We start from the raw sequence: 15,111 nt of genomic DNA on the forward strand, positions 1-15,111 counted from the left end.
TAGTTACAAAGTGAAACACTTCATTAAGAAGATTGAAACAAGTGTTCCTTGGAATGCTGGTTATTTTTATAAAACCGTTACAAAGCGAAACACTTTTTACGAAGATTGAAACTGTATCAGACCATATTTAACTATTTCTTCCATATGAAGTTACAATGTGAGACATTTCAATTGGAGACCGAAACAAGTCAAATCTTCAACTAGATATATAGCATAAAAAAACACCAACTCGTTACAGTTGGTGTTTGAAAAATCGGCAAATTTGTTGCCAAATTAATCGTTAATATCTTCATCATCATTTGGACCCATTATTAGATTATGCAATAACATAAATATCGTCATCACCTTTCCAATCCATTTCCTTTTGCAAATAAAACAGTTCTTTGTTTAAATGGATAAAATCTTGCTCATTTTTTAGTATATCATGGCATTCTAACAAGTGAAATAAAGCCTTAAACTGCCTATGTTTAAAGCGATTTGCTTTTGCAAGGGAGTATGCTTCTATATACAATGGGATTGCCTCAATAGTTTGATGCTGGGATTGATAAAAGTATCCGTTAACAATAAGTGCTTTTGTTAAACGATAAATATCTTTCGTTTCTCTTCCAATTTTAATAGCTTTGGTAACATAATCATTAGCCAAATCCCAGTTTTGTTGACTATTATAAAGAATAGCTAGATTGGTGTAAGCATCAACATGTCTACGAGGAAATTCCATGTTTTTATCTAAACAAATAACAGTGTGGAAATATTCACTTGCTGCATCATAATTTTTTTGTCGTAGATAAATCAAACCCAAAATCATTAAAAAGTCAAAAGTGAAGCGATTCCAAGGATTGCTTTGCGCAATTTCAAATCCTTCCAAAGCAAAATGAATTGCTTCCTCTAACTGGTTTCCTTTTAATAAAAGATTAGCTTTTGATTTATAAAGGTTAAGTTTTACCGGATGACTTTCTACATTGTGAATGGAGTTCCAAACCTCATGAACTAACTGAAGTGCTTGAGCATTTTCACCTTGTTTTTCTAGAAAAATAATTTTGTTTCCTAGTAACATGTACTTTACTTTATTATGGGAGATAGATTCATTTAATTGAGTTAATCCTTGTTCTGCTAAGATCAGAGCCTTTTCTATATCGTTTTGTTTATAACTGCTAGAGCTTAATAGGCAAAAACAATCAGATAGAAAATTAGGTTTTGGATTCAGATGATATTGCTTACAAATACTCATCGCATGGTGAAGGGTCTGCTCAGCAGTTTCATATTTTCGTTTGTAATAGTAATAATATGCTTGAAAATAGAGAACAAGTGGGTGTAAGGGATGGTATTCGGCTAAGGTAAACTGATCGATTTTAGCCTTTGCCTCAGATAAGCTCTGTCCATTTAACATCGCTTCGATTAATTTAAGAGAGTTTTGATATTTGTGGATTGCCTTCATTTCTGCTTCTATGCGTTTTGGCAGTTCTTTTTTGCTGATCCCGAGTTTCTCTAAGATGTGGATAATTTTAATCTCTTTTACAGGTGCCGTTTGGTTCTCGATATTGGAGATCGTACTTAACGATACCGTTTTATCTGCTAAATCTTCCAGCCTCCAACCTCGTAAACTTCTTTCTGTCCGTATTAGATAGCTGATCAAATCAGCATGTTCCTCAAAGTAGGTTTTCATGTCTCACACTCCGCATACTCTGTTTGAGCAATAGCGTACAAGATCATGGAAAAATAATCAAATGATTTCCATTTTAATTTTTATTTTGAAATGGAGTTTTGATGTAAGCTAGCCACAAAGTCAAACATAGATAGTAATATCTATTAATAATAAGAAGGTATAAACAATAGCTAAGAAGAGATTACTAACTTTCTTTTCATGCTCAGAAAAGAAATCGAGAAAATAAACAATAGCAAGCATACCAAATAAAATAGTGCGTAAATAATGGCTGTACATCGAGTTTTCATTATCGAAAAACAGAAAGTAAATGAGACCTAAAGCTAACCCTACAGCCGTAATTCTGATGATTCTTCTGACTTCTTTCAAAGGTATTCCTCCATTTCATCAATACTTTTCTATCATGGCTGGAGTGAAGAAAGGAAGACAATAACAAGATTTCATTCGTATTTATGTTTGCTTGTGCTTATTTAACTAGAGAACTGGAGAGTTATTTTAATCCGCGAATTGAAATGCAAAAAGTGATTATATTAACATTTTTTGGTTTATAATTTCAGCAAACACAGAGGAGGTTTGATTCATGAAACAAGAAACAGGCAAAATCAGTAACCCTTTACTCCCCTCGATCCTGCCAGATGAAGTTGTTCAACTTACTGTCGCAGGTACTGGGAAGAAAGTAAAAGGATTTTGGGAATTTATGAATCATTGTCCGTACTATCAGGTGGATAGCGATTTACATAAAGTTTTTGATACTCGAGATCACAAAGAAAAGATGCATATTGTGATGCAGCTTACGGAAACTGCTGATCATGCAGCAAGTCAAGACAGGACGATGAGCAAAGTACAGATACGAAGTCAAAATGGACAAGATATTATGTTTACCTTACTCGATGCGAAGATCATTGAGATGTTAGATGGCATTGTTTATATCCATGGGGCGAACTTCGATATTTTTGCATGTCCAACTTATACGGGACAAAAAGATAGAGAAGTGGTGGAGATAGAGGAGATTAACACAATCAGCGAACAGTAATTGATATTTTAATAGAATATAAAGTTAATGGAAATTGTAGTATACTTAATTTTAGAAAATAACGAATGATTACTCTTCTTCCGAACACCCAAAGCGTCGGATTTTCCCCTAGAGGTCGTCGGAAACGGCAAATCCTATGAGTACCAAGGGATATGACTATTGTCAGAATTTGTTTCTGGTCATTTTAACCCAGATATTAGGGGCTTGAAATGAGGTGTTCGGAAATAGTATTTTGGGATTAGTGATACCAAGGGATTTGAGCCGCGCGATTACAAAGCGAAACACTTCATTAAGAAGATTGGAACCTTGTTAGATAACTGAAATCAAAGAACTAATCACTTAAAAATTACAAAGCGAAATACTTCAAAAAGAAGATTGAAACCTCCAATGTCCAAATAGCACTTCATTCATTCGATTCACATTACAAAGTGAAACACTTCATTAAGAAGATTGAAACCTGGTAATAACATTGCGAACCTTGTTAATACGCCATATTACAAAGCGAAACACTTCATTAAGAGGATTGAAACAATATGAGAACTAGGGTTATCTTCATAATAAATTGAATTACAAAGTGTAACACTTCATCAAGAGGATTGAAACATTTGTCCGCTGTAGATAGCTTTGATAACGTGGATTACAAAGATACACTCAATAACAGTTATTATTGTGGTTTTGTGAGTTGATAGAGAAAATGAAATGAAAAGAGATACCATGTACACGTTAACCCTAACTCTAAAACTTCTTAGAAAAAAAGAAATTACCGGCGTCCATTACCGTCGTCTGCATGCTTTTGTACTTGGATTAATCAAGCTGAGTGATCCTGCATTATCAAAAGAAATCCATGGGAGAAAGGATCGGCAAATTTTTTCTATCTCTTATGAGAAAGAGAAAATAAGGATTTACACCCCTAGTAAGCGGATTATATCTTGCTTACAACAAGCATTACTCGACCGCCATCAAGTAGATTTGTTTGATTGGCAGGCAAAAATTTTACAGGTCGCTGCTAATTTCACTACTCCAGAGGAGATACAAAATAAATTTTGTGAAAAGTTCATCCTCCGCTTTATTACCCCAACAACTTTTTATCAGTATGGCAACTACTATCCACTGCCTGAACTTAACAGATTATTATCTAGTGCTAGTAAAGTAATGGAGATTGTAGAAGGAGTAGAAATAGACAAACATCAATTGGAAACGATGGTAAGAATGATTCGAATTGAATCAGCAAATATAAAAACAGAGCGTGTGTCGTTTGGTAAATTTAACATCATCGGGTTTTGTGGAGACATTACGTTGCAATGCAAAGTATTTCCAAAAGAAGATCAATATGTGGTGTGGAAATTGGTAAACTATGGAGCAATGATGGGATTTGGCTACAAAACAGCATGGGGACTGGGACGGGCAAATCTTATCTCTACATCATCAGCAAGTGTAAGCTTTCTTTAGCTTTCATTTTTCTTTTACTCAAAAGGTTTAGGGAGATAGTAGTGAAGAGAAATTCGTAGTATACTGGAATTCAAGATGACAAACAATTCAATCATTCTTATTGCTTTTCCGAACACCCCATGCGTCGGAATAAACCCCGTAGGTCGTCGGAAAAGCGAAACTCCTTTAAAATCAAGGGATACAACAGTTGTCTGGATTTGGTTAGTTTCTGTGATTACCAGAAATTAGGCTCTGATCAGGAGGTGTTCGGAAAAGTTAATTTGAGGCAAGGGATAGCAAGGGGTTTGACCTGCGCGGTATCAAAGGAAAACACTTCATTAAGAGGATTGAAACTGATCTTTTTACTGTATGCTTTTTTCTCTTTTGCGTATCAAAGGTAAACACTTTCATTAAGAGGATTGAAACAATCCTATGTTAGACAATGAGGAACTCAGCCTGGAAGGTATCAAAGGAAAACACTTCATTAGGGAGATTGAAACCGATGACTTTTCTCGGAATGGTAACCCACTCTAACCGTTTCAAACATAAACATGCTTATGGGGTTTAAAATTTCTTGAATTTTCATAATTCCCGATTAGCGAGAGTTCCAATCATGGTTCTGATTTTTGTCCAATAAAGTTGGAGATGATATATAAGTCGTAGTGGTTTTAGTTATCACACAATCCAAACGAAATACAAAGAGGTGAGACTTAATTGAATAAAATCCAAGAAAGACGTACATTTGTTGCTCTTCCATTGCCGACATCTTTTCGAGAACAGCTAGGAGAATGGATAAAAGAAACTCAAAAAGAGCTGCCTTTCCGCAAATGGATACATCCACAAGACATACATATTACGCTTCACTTTTTGGGGAGTACTTCGCAAGAACAATTGGAAGAGACGATACAAGCTTTAAGGAGGGTATGTCAGCAGCAGGTTCCATTTGAGCTGTCTATTGATGGTTTGGGGACTTTTGGTAAATCGGATCAACCTCGTATTTTTTGGGCGGGTGTCAGGGGGCAATTAGATGAGCTTCGACAACTGCAAAAAAAGGTTACAACTGCCTTAACGCCTATTGGTTTTCCTCCAGAAAGTCGTCCTTACAATCCCCATATCACCTTAGCTCGAAAATACACTTCCAGTGACTTTGATCGTAGTCAATTAGCTTCGCTGCATATTGGAAATTTCAAGTGGGTAGTGGATCGTGCTGTACTATATGAGACGATTTTGGGACAAGGGCCAATGTATCACGAAATAGGTACTTTTTCTTTTGTAGATTGAGGATTTAAGGAATACGAAGAGGAACATTAACTTCTTAAGAGCGAAGGACAAAATCTTGTGGACTAGAGCAGGGAGCAGATCCTCTTCAACAGAAAGGAAAGTTTTATGTTTATGATGTTAGTAATGATATTACCGTTGGCTGTTATTACATCGTTAATAGGTATGATATCGTATAAATTTTATGTTCAACAAAAAACGATAGAAACAGTTTACACTCCATTTGATTATATAACTGGGCAAACCTCGACTGAATTTCATGAAGAAAAAGAAGAGAAGGAAGAAAATCAAGATAACGGAGACGACAAAGACAAAGGGCTATAGCGTAATCCAAAGTAAAGTTTTTTTGCTTGATAAAAGCATCCAAAGGAAAAAGAGCTGAAATTCATACCATCAGCTCTTTTAAACTACTTCCACACTATTACCATTCATTACGAACACTTCTTGAAGAAAAGTACTGACTTCCTCTTCATATCGCTTTTTATTTCGCCGGAAGGCATCACCATGACCAGCTCCTTCTGCGATGTATAAACGTTTTAATCCTCTTTGTTTTGCTTCGTATAAATTTTTGCTCATGTAGGCAGGAATATAGTGATCGCGGTTACCATGAATAAAGAAAATAGGGACATCGCTATTTGCAACTGCTGAAATAGGTCGGACGTCTGCAAGTCGGAAGCGGGCGAATATTTTCACAAGCAGGCCAATTGTATGATAAAAGATGAAAGTAGGAGCCTTGTAGATATGTTTTATTTGATATCGGATAAGTTCTGCGAGGTCAGAGTAGGGACAGTCTGCTATGATGAATTTGGCGTGTTGGTTGATATGAAGGTATTCGAGCGCTGTTCCGCCGCCTAAGGATATACCGTGGAGTCCGATGAGGGTATCAACTCCGATATGCTCTCGAATCCAGTTTACCCAGCTATCAATATCATATTTTTCATAGTAACCATAGCTGGTATGTTTTCCTTCACTCTCTCCATGAGCACGATGATCAATCGCTAGTAAATTAAATCCATGTTTGATATACAGTTCAGTAAATTGCATAGACATCGGATATGCCCTTGTATATCCATGTAGTAAAATCATTACTTTTTTCGAAAGTGGATTTGTTTCAATATAGTAGCTATGAAGCTTTAATCCATCTTTATTTTCTATCACAATTTCTTGTTTAGACAGTTTTTCAAACTGTGTTTTTGTAAATAGTCCTCGTTTTTCCACCACTTCAAAACATTCTTCTGATGTGAATTTTTTCTTTTGAGTTATGTTCCGGTAGCCAAATAGTGAAATACCAGAGATTCCGATAAAAACCAGTAAAAATATAGCAGCAAGAACCCACCAACCGATCATTACGATGCCTCCTTTGTTTCATTCAATATTATAAGATTATAAGCAATATTAAAAATGGTTTTATACTAATATTAAAATATATTTTGACAAGATGCTTCAAGTGTAATTTGGATAAGTTTATAAAAACTTTAAGATTAGAAAGTTGATATAAATTTCCCATTAATATGATTTAAATTCGTTTTGAAACCTGATTAAAAATATAACAACGCTATATTTGTCTGGGAATCAATCAGAATTGAATGTTTATTCGGTGATAAATTATTAATTATTTAAAAATTATAATGGAGATTAGTTTCTAAAGGATCATAAGGGAAAAAGGAAACAAAGGATAAAGAGAAGCAAAAATGCACATCATGAAATTATTACTCAAAGGTAAAGGAAAGTGCATATGGTGCGATATTTTCATTTATTTACAGCGTTACTATTAGCTAGTGTTTCCACTCTAATGGGTTTTTCTAACTCTCCTCCGTCCACAAAACGAGTTGCTATTATTATTGATGATTTGGGCAATGGCTTAAAAGGAACAGATAAAATTTTTTCTATAAAGGCTCCATTGACAGTAGCAATCATGCCATTACTCAGAACCTCAAAAGAAGATGCGATTCGAGCAAGGAAGGCTGGTTTTGAAGTAATACTCCACTTGCCAATGGAGTTTTATCACGGGAAAAAATCTTGGCTTGGTCCAGGTGCGATCACTACTGACATGTCGACGGAAGCGATCAAAAAGCAAGTCCGTGCTGATCTTGATAGTGTGCCATATGCCAAGGGGATCAATAATCATATGGGTTCTAAAGCGACAGCAGATGAGAGGGTCGTCCGTGCTGTGTTGGAGGTAGTGAAGGAAAGGAATTTGTTTTTTGTGGATAGTGCAACAAGCTCAGACTCTAAGATTATTCGTGTAGCAAGAGAATTGGGAGTGCCTGTTACCAAGCGGGATATTTTTTTAGATAATATCAATAGCAGACATGATATAAATCGACAGTTAAACCGTCTGATCAAAAGAACAGTGGAAAAGGGCGATAGTATTGCCATTGGTCATGTTGGGATTCAGGGCGACAATACTTCCCGTGCAATAGAATCTTTTTTGCCGGCCATTCAACATGCAGGTATTCAAATTGTTCCGGTGTCTTCACTTCTGACCATAGGAGATAAAAATAAATAGAATCGAATAATGATTTGTTGTAAAATTATTCGATGTATTGATATTATAATATCGATAAGAAGGCTCGTATTGGATAGAATAAGAAAAAAGGGAGAAAAATCCAAAATAATCAATCCGTTTTTTCTAGATATTTAAAGGCTAAATGCACATATGTATGCATTTTCCAAAAGATTACAGTTTACAGATGCTTTATCTTTATTTTAAAATAACAAATAGAGCTTTAATATATTTGTGAATGACCATTCATTCAGAAAATTTCCGAGTTTAAGACCATTTGGTCTTGACTATATAATCCAGCAGTACTAATTCGAGGAGGATAAGGAATGAGCAAGAAGAAATGGTCTTTATTTACTGCCATTATCTTGGTTCTTAGTATGGTATTAGCCGCTTGTGGCGGAGGTGGCACAGATGAAGCTTCCAAAAATACGTTAGTATTGACGGATAAATCAGAGCCGCCAAATTTAGATAGTGCGAAATCGACTGACCAAGTATCCTTTCAAATCTTGACGAACTCGCTTGAAGGATTAATGAGACTGGATAAAAATCTAAAACCAGCACCTGGTATTGCGAAAAGTTATGAAGTAAGTTCAGATAAATTAACCTATACGTTCCACCTTCGTGATGCAAAATGGAGTGATGGAAAAGCCGTAACAGCAAATGATTTTGAATACGCATGGAAACGCGCATTAGATCCAAAAACAGCTTCTGAATATGCTTATATTCTCGAACCTGTAAAAAATGCTATGGAATACAATGCAGGTAAAGCAAAAGCAGAAGATGTAGGAGTAAAAGCACTGGATGCGAAAACGCTTCAAGTTACATTAAAAGCGCCATCACCCTATTTCTTGGAATTAACAACATTTTCCACCTTTATGCCACAACGTGAAGATATCGTTAAGAAATATGGCGATAAATTTGCTCTAGAAGCTCAGAACATGGTGTATGATGGGCCATTTTCTATTGATAAATGGGAACACGGTGTAAGCGTTCACTTAACCAAAAATAGCAATTATTGGGATGCTAAAAATGTAAAACTGGCAAACGCAGAGGTTAAGTTCTTAAATGAAGAATCTACTCGTGTGAACTTATATAAAACAAATAAAATCGATTTCACAGAGATTACCAAAGATTTTGCTGACGCATTCAAATCTAATCCTGAAAGATTCGTATTAAAAGAATCTTCTGCATGGTATCTTGAGCTTAACCAAAGAGAAGGCTTCTTGAAAAACAAAAAACTTCGTCAAGCTATCGAACTAGCAATCGATAAGAAAACATTGACGGATGCAGTATTGAAAACTGGTTCTACTCCAGCAGGAGCTTTAGTACCACCAGATATTCATGCAACTGGAGATAAAAAATTTCGCGATATATCAAAAGAACAAGTAACTTATGATCCTAAAAAAGCGAAGCAGTTATGGGAAGAAGGATTGAAAGAGGAAGGCCTCAAAAATCCTGTAAAAATTGATCTGCTTGGTGACAATACAACAAATGCCAAAGACCAAATGGATTTCATTTCTGACCAATTGGAAAAAAATCTTGGTGTTAACGTCACTGTTTCTGCGGTTACCTTTAAAGAGCGTCTCCAACGAGGAAAAGATGGCAACTTCCAATTGCTCTTATCCGGTTGGGGTGCAGACTATAACGATGCTATGAGTTATTTAGACATCTTCACTACTGGCCAAAGTTATAACCGTGGAAAATGGAGTAACGCAGAATACGATGCTCTCATTCAAAAATCGAAAAATAACCCAAACTTTGAAGCTCGTATTCAAGATCTAGCTAAGGCTGAAAAGATTTTGATTGATGATCAAGGAATTGCTCCACTCTACTACCGTACTCGATTAAGCCTTCTAAAACCTTACGTAAAAGGTGCAGTTTGGAACACAACATGGGGATTCTTTGACTTAAAAGGCGCATATCTAGACGGCAAGTAAAAATGACCTAATAAGGTATATGTCATTAGGGCATATACCTTATATTTTTGTCATGGTGGGGAGGAGTGAGGTAACTTGGTAAAATATACATTAAAAAGATTTGGATTAATGCTTCTTACTCTGTTTATTATTACAACGGTAACTTTTTTTCTCGTTCGAATGCTTCCGGGGACACCACTAGCAAATGAAGAAAAATTACCAGCAGAGATACGAGAGCAAATTTTACAACAATATGGGCTAAAAGATCCATTATATATTCAGTATTTCAAGTTTATGGGACACCTCGTTCAAGGTGACTTAGGGATGTCACTCAGTCAAAATGGGCGATCTGTCAATGAGTTGCTAAGTGACCGTATAGGCCCTTCAGCAATTATCGGTTTCCAAGGAATTCTTATCGGTATCGTTATCGGATTGTTATTGGGAATTGCTGCTGCTTTAAAACGCGGGACATGGGTGGACAGCTTAGCATCTGCTACAGCAGTATTTGGAGTTTCTATACCAAACTTCGTTTTAGCAGGATTGTTATCTTACTGGATAGGGGTTAAGTTTGGTTGGCTGCCTCCAGCTCTATGGGGTGGTTATGAGTATACCATCTTACCTTCGCTATCTTTGTCTGTTTATGTCATTGCACAAGTATCGAGGTATATTCGTACCGAAATGGTAGAAGTACTCGATCAGGATTATATTCGTACAGCCAAAGCAAAAGGTTTGGCTTGGAGAAAAATTATTACGGGTCATGCATTACGCAATGCCATGATTCCTGCTGTTACGGTATTAGGTCCGTTAACCGTTAATATTTTGACTGGATCGCTTGTAGTGGAAAATATTTTTGGTGTTCCTGGGATCGGAAATCTCTTTGTAGAATCGATCATGGTCAATGACTATACCACTGTTTTAGGAACTACGATTTTCTACAGCATCCTGTTTTTAGGTGTTACTTTTATCGTCGATGTTTTATATGGGGTTATTGACCCGCGTATTCGGATTTCAGGTGCTAAGGAGTGATGCAACGATGAATTCAACAAAAAAACTGCAAAAAAGTTGGTTTGAGCCCCTTGCTCCATCCGAAAAGAATAGTGAGGTCTTAGCTCCACAGACGGGATACTGGAAAGATGCTTGGAGACGCTTCAAAGCAAATAAGGGAGCTCTAATTGGACTTGTGTTAATCATTCTATTACTACTGATTGCATTTATTGGTCCTCTATTGAATGGTTTCGACTATTCGACTCAAAACTTATCCATATCAAATCAAGAGCACCTGTCTGGTCATTTTTTAGGGACAGACAGTCTGGGGCGGGATTTATGGCAGCGTGTTTGGTACGGCGCTAAAGTCTCCTTATTAATCGCCTTTATCGCTGCCTTTTTAGATGTAGTAATCGGGGTTACATTTGGGGGAATTTCGGGTTACTTTGGTGGCCGTGTGGACAGCGTGATGCAACGTATATTGGAGATTATGTATTCCATCCCAAATATCGTCGTTATCATTCTGCTCATGATGTACTTAGAACCTGGAATCTTGCCTATCGCTGTTGCCTTAGCTTTTACAGGATGGGTACCGATGGCTCGAGTAGTCAGAGCGCAGATATTAAAATTAAAAACACAAGAATACGTTTTAGCAGCTCGTACCATGGGAGCAAGTCACTTTCGTATATTGTTTAAGCATTTGATTCCTAATGTGGTAGGGCCTATTATTATCGCTGTAACGTTTTCTATTCCATCCGCCATTTTCTTTGAAGCTTTTCTAAGTTTTATTGGATTAGGGCTTCGTTCGCCAGCTGCTAGTCTAGGGATTCTGGTAAATGATGGGTATCGCACCCTGCAACTATTCCCTTACCAATTATTCTGGCCGGCTCTTGTCCTATGTATTATCATGCTTTCTTTTAACCTGATCGGAGATGGATTACGCGATGCACTTGATCCAAAAATGAAAAAGTAAGGAGGGAGCAAGGATGAAACCAATATTGGAAGTGTCTGATCTTCATGTCACGTTTCGTTCGGAACATCATGAAGTGAAAGCAATTCGTGGTGTGGATTTTACCATTCATGAAGGTGAAGTTGTCGCATTTGTTGGAGAATCCGGTAGTGGGAAAAGTGTTACGTTTCAATCCATTATGCGTCTTCTTCCACAGCCGCCTGCTAATATAGATAAAGGTACGATTCTTTATAATGGTCGAGATATAACCAAAATATCCGAAACAGAAATGCAAAAAATTCGCGGGAAAGAGATCGCGATGATTTTCCAAGATCCGATGACCTCTTTAAATCCTACTATTCGAGTTGGAAAACAGATTGCAGAAAGCTTGATGAAGCATCAAAAAGTAACCTACCAAGAAGCCAAAGATCGTGCAGTGGAATTATTAAAAATGGTTGGTATACCTAGTCCTTCTGAACGTGTGAATCAATACCCTCACCAGTTTAGCGGCGGGATGCGTCAAAGAGCGATGATTGCCATGGCATTGGCTTGTTCGCCCAAATTATTGATAGCTGACGAACCAACAACTGCTTTAGATGTAACGATCCAAGCACAGATAATTGATCTATTAAAAGATTTACAGACTGACACTGGTTCTTCTATTGTCTTCATCACTCACGATTTGGGAGTAGTCGCAGAGATCGCTGATCGGGTAGCAGTGATGTATGCAGGGAAAATAGTAGAAACAGGAACATTGGATGAAATTTTTTATAATCCGCGACATCCATATACATGGGGATTATTAGCATCGATGCCAAGATTGGATCAGACTAGAGATCAAGATTTAGCTTCTATTCCTGGCTCACCACCAAGTCTGGTAAATCCGCCAGTTGGTTGTCCGTTCACAGCTAGGTGTCCTTATGCGATGAAAATATGTCAAGAGCAGATGCCAGAGACAACAAAAGCATCTGATTCTCATCAAGTTGCATGCTGGCTACAGCATCCTGATTCACCTAAAGTAGAAAATCCAATTGTTTCGAGGAGGTGAGGAGATTGACTAAGCCAATCTTAGAAGTGAAGAATTTAGAGAAAACCTTTCAAATAGATCGAAATAGAGTACTAAAGGCAGTAGATGGTATCTCTTTTGAAGTTTTTCCAGGTGAAACATTTGGTTTGGTGGGTGAATCAGGCTGTGGTAAATCTACTGCTGGAAGAACAATTATTAACCTTTATGATGCATCTAATGGGGAAGTTTTATTTGATGGTAAAAATGTTCATCGATTAAAAGGAAAAAATCAAAAGAAATTTCGCCGCGAAATGCAAATGATATTCCAAGATCCCTATGCTTCTCTTAATCCGCGCAAAACAGTTATGGATATTATAGCGGAAGGTTTGGATATCCATGAGATAGCCAATGGAAGATCTAGAGAAGAGGTTGTCTATGAGCTGTTAGAAACTGTTGGGTTAAACAAAAGCCACGCAACCCGTTATCCACACGAATTTAGTGGTGGTCAGCGTCAGCGGATTGGTATTGCTCGTGCACTTGCAATGGAGCCAAAATTTATCATTGCTGATGAACCAATCTCCGCTCTAGACGTATCGGTTCAAGCTCAAGTAGTCAATTTGATGCGAAAGCTGCAAAAGGAGAAGGGATTGACCTATCTCTTTATTGCCCACGACCTTTCCATGGTGAAGTATATCAGTGATCGAGTGGGAGTAATGTATCTGGGAAGGATGGCAGAGTTGGCAGATAGTGAAGAACTTTACGATGACCCACTCCATCCTTATACACAAGGATTACTTTCTACTGCGCCAATTCCAGATCCAGTACAAGCTAGACAACGAGAAAAAATCCGGATTAAAGGAGAACTGCCATCTCCGTTAGATCCACCAAGTGGATGCCGCTTTCGAACACGTTGTCCTCACGCGATGGCTGTCTGTGCCCAAGTAGATCCTTTATGGGTTGAAGCAAAGCCAAACCATTGGGTGGCTTGTCACTTGTATCCCAAATCAAATCCTCAGTAATGAGGATTTTTTTGGTAGATAAGAGAGTATAAATTTTATCTTATCTGAGGTTGTTGCATAAATAGATTTGAACACTCGATAAGGTCGCTGATCCACCCCAAAAAGTATTACTTTGGAACCTCCGGTTCCGCTTCGCGAGCGGGGAACCCCGGGATGTGTGTGTTTTCCGCGTCTGTTGTTGAAAAAACACAAAGGACGCTCCACCCACACAAAGCGAGACTTGTGCCCAAGGCTTAGGTGCACATCTGCGCTTTTGAGACGAATAATGCAACAGGCTCTATCTGTATAAGTGCATCGGCAAGTTTTCTTCATCATGACCAAAGCTTTCTTTTTTCACAAAAATTGGTATGATAGGTTAGGGTTTGATGGATATGAAGCGGAAAGGCGATCGTGATGCAGTTTGTAGTAAATACCACAGAAAGTGGAAAAATGTTAAAGCAGATATTGCAAAACAGGTTTCATTTTTCTCGCCGAATGTTTCGTCGCCTGCGAGAAGAACAAAGAGTAAGTGTAAACCAAAAGATTGTTTACTATACATCTAGGCTGATAGAAGGCGATGTTGTAGAAGTTCGATTGGAAGAAACAAATGAGGATTGCTTTATTCCGCCGCAAAAAGTCGATTTCACGGTTGTGTTTGAAGATGATGATATTTTATTAGTGGATAAGCCAGCAGGATTAGTTGTTCACCCGACGATGGGATATCAGGATGGTACACTCGCAAATGGGATTGCTTACCATGCTAAAGAACGAGGTGAATTCTATCTTTTTCGCCCTGTAACAAGGCTGGACAAAGATACATCTGGAATTATGGTGATTGCAAAGCATGCCCATGCTCACGCTATGCTGTCAAAACAAATGAAGAAAAAACGGTATCAAAGAACATATGTGGCCATTTGTCATGGTCATATTGCTCCATCAAGAGGTACCATAGATTTACCAATCGGCTTGTCCACTTCAAGTATTATTGAACGAGTGATTGATCAGGAAAACGGAAAAGAAGCTATTACCCACTATGAGACTCTCAGACGACTAAAGGATGCAACAATGGTAAAACTATCATTGGAAACAGGGAGAACTCATCAAATTCGTGTCCACCTAGCTTCAATAGGGCATCCCATTATTGGAGATACGTTGTATGGGGCAAAAGACAAACACCAGTGGATTTTACGTCAGGCTTTACATGCCAAAGAAATTGAGATTTTCCATCCTAGTCGTTATGAGTGGTTTAAATGGTCTATTCCAATGGCGGAAGATATGCAAAGGTTAGCAGAAAAATTAACAGTTAGGCCTTGATGATATAGTAAACAATTTTTATTAAAAAGTTGACATTTC

At 37.5% G+C, this 15,111-nt stretch carries 14 protein-coding genes; 11 read left to right on the forward strand and 3 right to left on the reverse strand.

Going from position 1 to position 15,111, the window contains the following annotated elements:
• Positions 1-316: 316 nt before the first annotated feature.
• Together MK805_RS06515 and MK805_RS06520 are read right to left on the reverse strand one after the other, a co-directional pair.
• A complete protein-coding gene (locus tag MK805_RS06515) occupies positions 317-1,663 on the reverse strand; it encodes a helix-turn-helix domain-containing protein (RefSeq protein WP_240874782.1) in 1,347 nt (448 codons plus the stop codon).
• 120 nt (positions 1,664-1,783) lie between these two features.
• On the reverse strand, positions 1,784-2,029 hold the full coding sequence (locus MK805_RS06520) for a hypothetical protein (protein WP_240874783.1): 246 nt from the start codon (positions 2,027-2,029) through the stop codon (positions 1,784-1,786).
• 211 nt (positions 2,030-2,240) lie between these two features.
• Between MK805_RS06520 and MK805_RS06525 the strand changes: the two genes are divergently transcribed.
• The 4 genes from MK805_RS06525 (at position 2,241) to MK805_RS06540 (ending at position 5,723) form a co-directional block, all read left to right on the forward strand.
• Positions 2,241-2,693 carry a hypothetical protein gene (locus MK805_RS06525; protein WP_240874784.1) on the forward strand — a complete coding sequence of 151 codons (453 nt, stop codon included), beginning with the start codon at positions 2,241-2,243 and terminating at the stop codon, positions 2,691-2,693.
• Between the two features lie 699 nt (positions 2,694-3,392).
• A complete protein-coding gene (gene cas6 / locus MK805_RS06530; protein ID WP_240874785.1) occupies positions 3,393-4,142 on the forward strand; it encodes a CRISPR system precrRNA processing endoribonuclease RAMP protein Cas6 in 750 nt (249 codons plus the stop codon).
• 693 nt (positions 4,143-4,835) lie between these two features.
• A complete protein-coding gene (thpR, locus tag MK805_RS06535) occupies positions 4,836-5,402 on the forward strand; it encodes an RNA 2',3'-cyclic phosphodiesterase (protein WP_240874786.1) in 567 nt (188 codons plus the stop codon).
• 123 nt (positions 5,403-5,525) lie between these two features.
• Complete coding sequence (locus tag MK805_RS06540; protein ID WP_240874787.1) at positions 5,526-5,723, forward strand: DUF3951 domain-containing protein; 198 nt, start codon at positions 5,526-5,528, stop codon at positions 5,721-5,723.
• Between the two features lie 78 nt (positions 5,724-5,801).
• Here the strand turns inward: MK805_RS06540 and MK805_RS06545 are convergent, their stop codons facing one another.
• Positions 5,802-6,746, reverse strand: coding sequence for an alpha/beta hydrolase (locus MK805_RS06545; protein ID WP_240874788.1), 945 nt, complete (start codon positions 6,744-6,746; stop codon positions 5,802-5,804).
• 388 nt (positions 6,747-7,134) lie between these two features.
• Here MK805_RS06545 and MK805_RS06550 point away from each other — a divergent pair, with 388 nt between their 5' ends.
• The 7 genes from MK805_RS06550 to MK805_RS06580 all read left to right on the forward strand — a co-directional run bounded on the left by MK805_RS06550 (position 7,135) and on the right by MK805_RS06580 (position 15,072).
• Positions 7,135-7,908, forward strand: a complete 774-nt coding sequence (locus tag MK805_RS06550) for a divergent polysaccharide deacetylase family protein (RefSeq protein ID WP_240874789.1) — start codon at positions 7,135-7,137, stop codon at positions 7,906-7,908.
• A gap of 323 nt (positions 7,909-8,231) precedes the next feature.
• Positions 8,232-9,842, forward strand: a complete 1,611-nt coding sequence (locus MK805_RS06555; RefSeq protein ID WP_240874790.1) for a peptide ABC transporter substrate-binding protein — start codon at positions 8,232-8,234, stop codon at positions 9,840-9,842.
• A 75-nt stretch (positions 9,843-9,917) separates the two neighbouring features.
• Positions 9,918-10,847: an ABC transporter permease gene (locus MK805_RS06560; RefSeq protein ID WP_255724530.1), complete on the forward strand. Its 930-nt coding sequence runs from the start codon at positions 9,918-9,920 to the stop codon at positions 10,845-10,847.
• A 7-nt stretch (positions 10,848-10,854) separates the two neighbouring features.
• On the forward strand, positions 10,855-11,778 hold the full coding sequence (locus MK805_RS06565; RefSeq protein WP_240874791.1) for an ABC transporter permease: 924 nt from the start codon (positions 10,855-10,857) through the stop codon (positions 11,776-11,778).
• A 13-nt stretch (positions 11,779-11,791) separates the two neighbouring features.
• Positions 11,792-12,802 carry an ABC transporter ATP-binding protein gene (locus MK805_RS06570; protein ID WP_240874792.1) on the forward strand — a complete coding sequence of 337 codons (1,011 nt, stop codon included), beginning with the start codon at positions 11,792-11,794 and terminating at the stop codon, positions 12,800-12,802.
• Between the two features lie 5 nt (positions 12,803-12,807).
• Positions 12,808-13,779, forward strand: coding sequence for an ABC transporter ATP-binding protein (locus MK805_RS06575; protein WP_240874793.1), 972 nt, complete (start codon positions 12,808-12,810; stop codon positions 13,777-13,779).
• A 393-nt stretch (positions 13,780-14,172) separates the two neighbouring features.
• Complete coding sequence (locus tag MK805_RS06580) at positions 14,173-15,072, forward strand: RluA family pseudouridine synthase (RefSeq protein ID WP_240875148.1); 900 nt, start codon at positions 14,173-14,175, stop codon at positions 15,070-15,072.
• Positions 15,073-15,111 lie beyond the last annotated feature (39 nt).

This window comes from Shimazuella soli (assembly GCF_022511585.1).
Classification (GTDB): domain Bacteria; phylum Bacillota; class Bacilli; order Thermoactinomycetales; family Thermoactinomycetaceae; genus Shimazuella; species Shimazuella soli.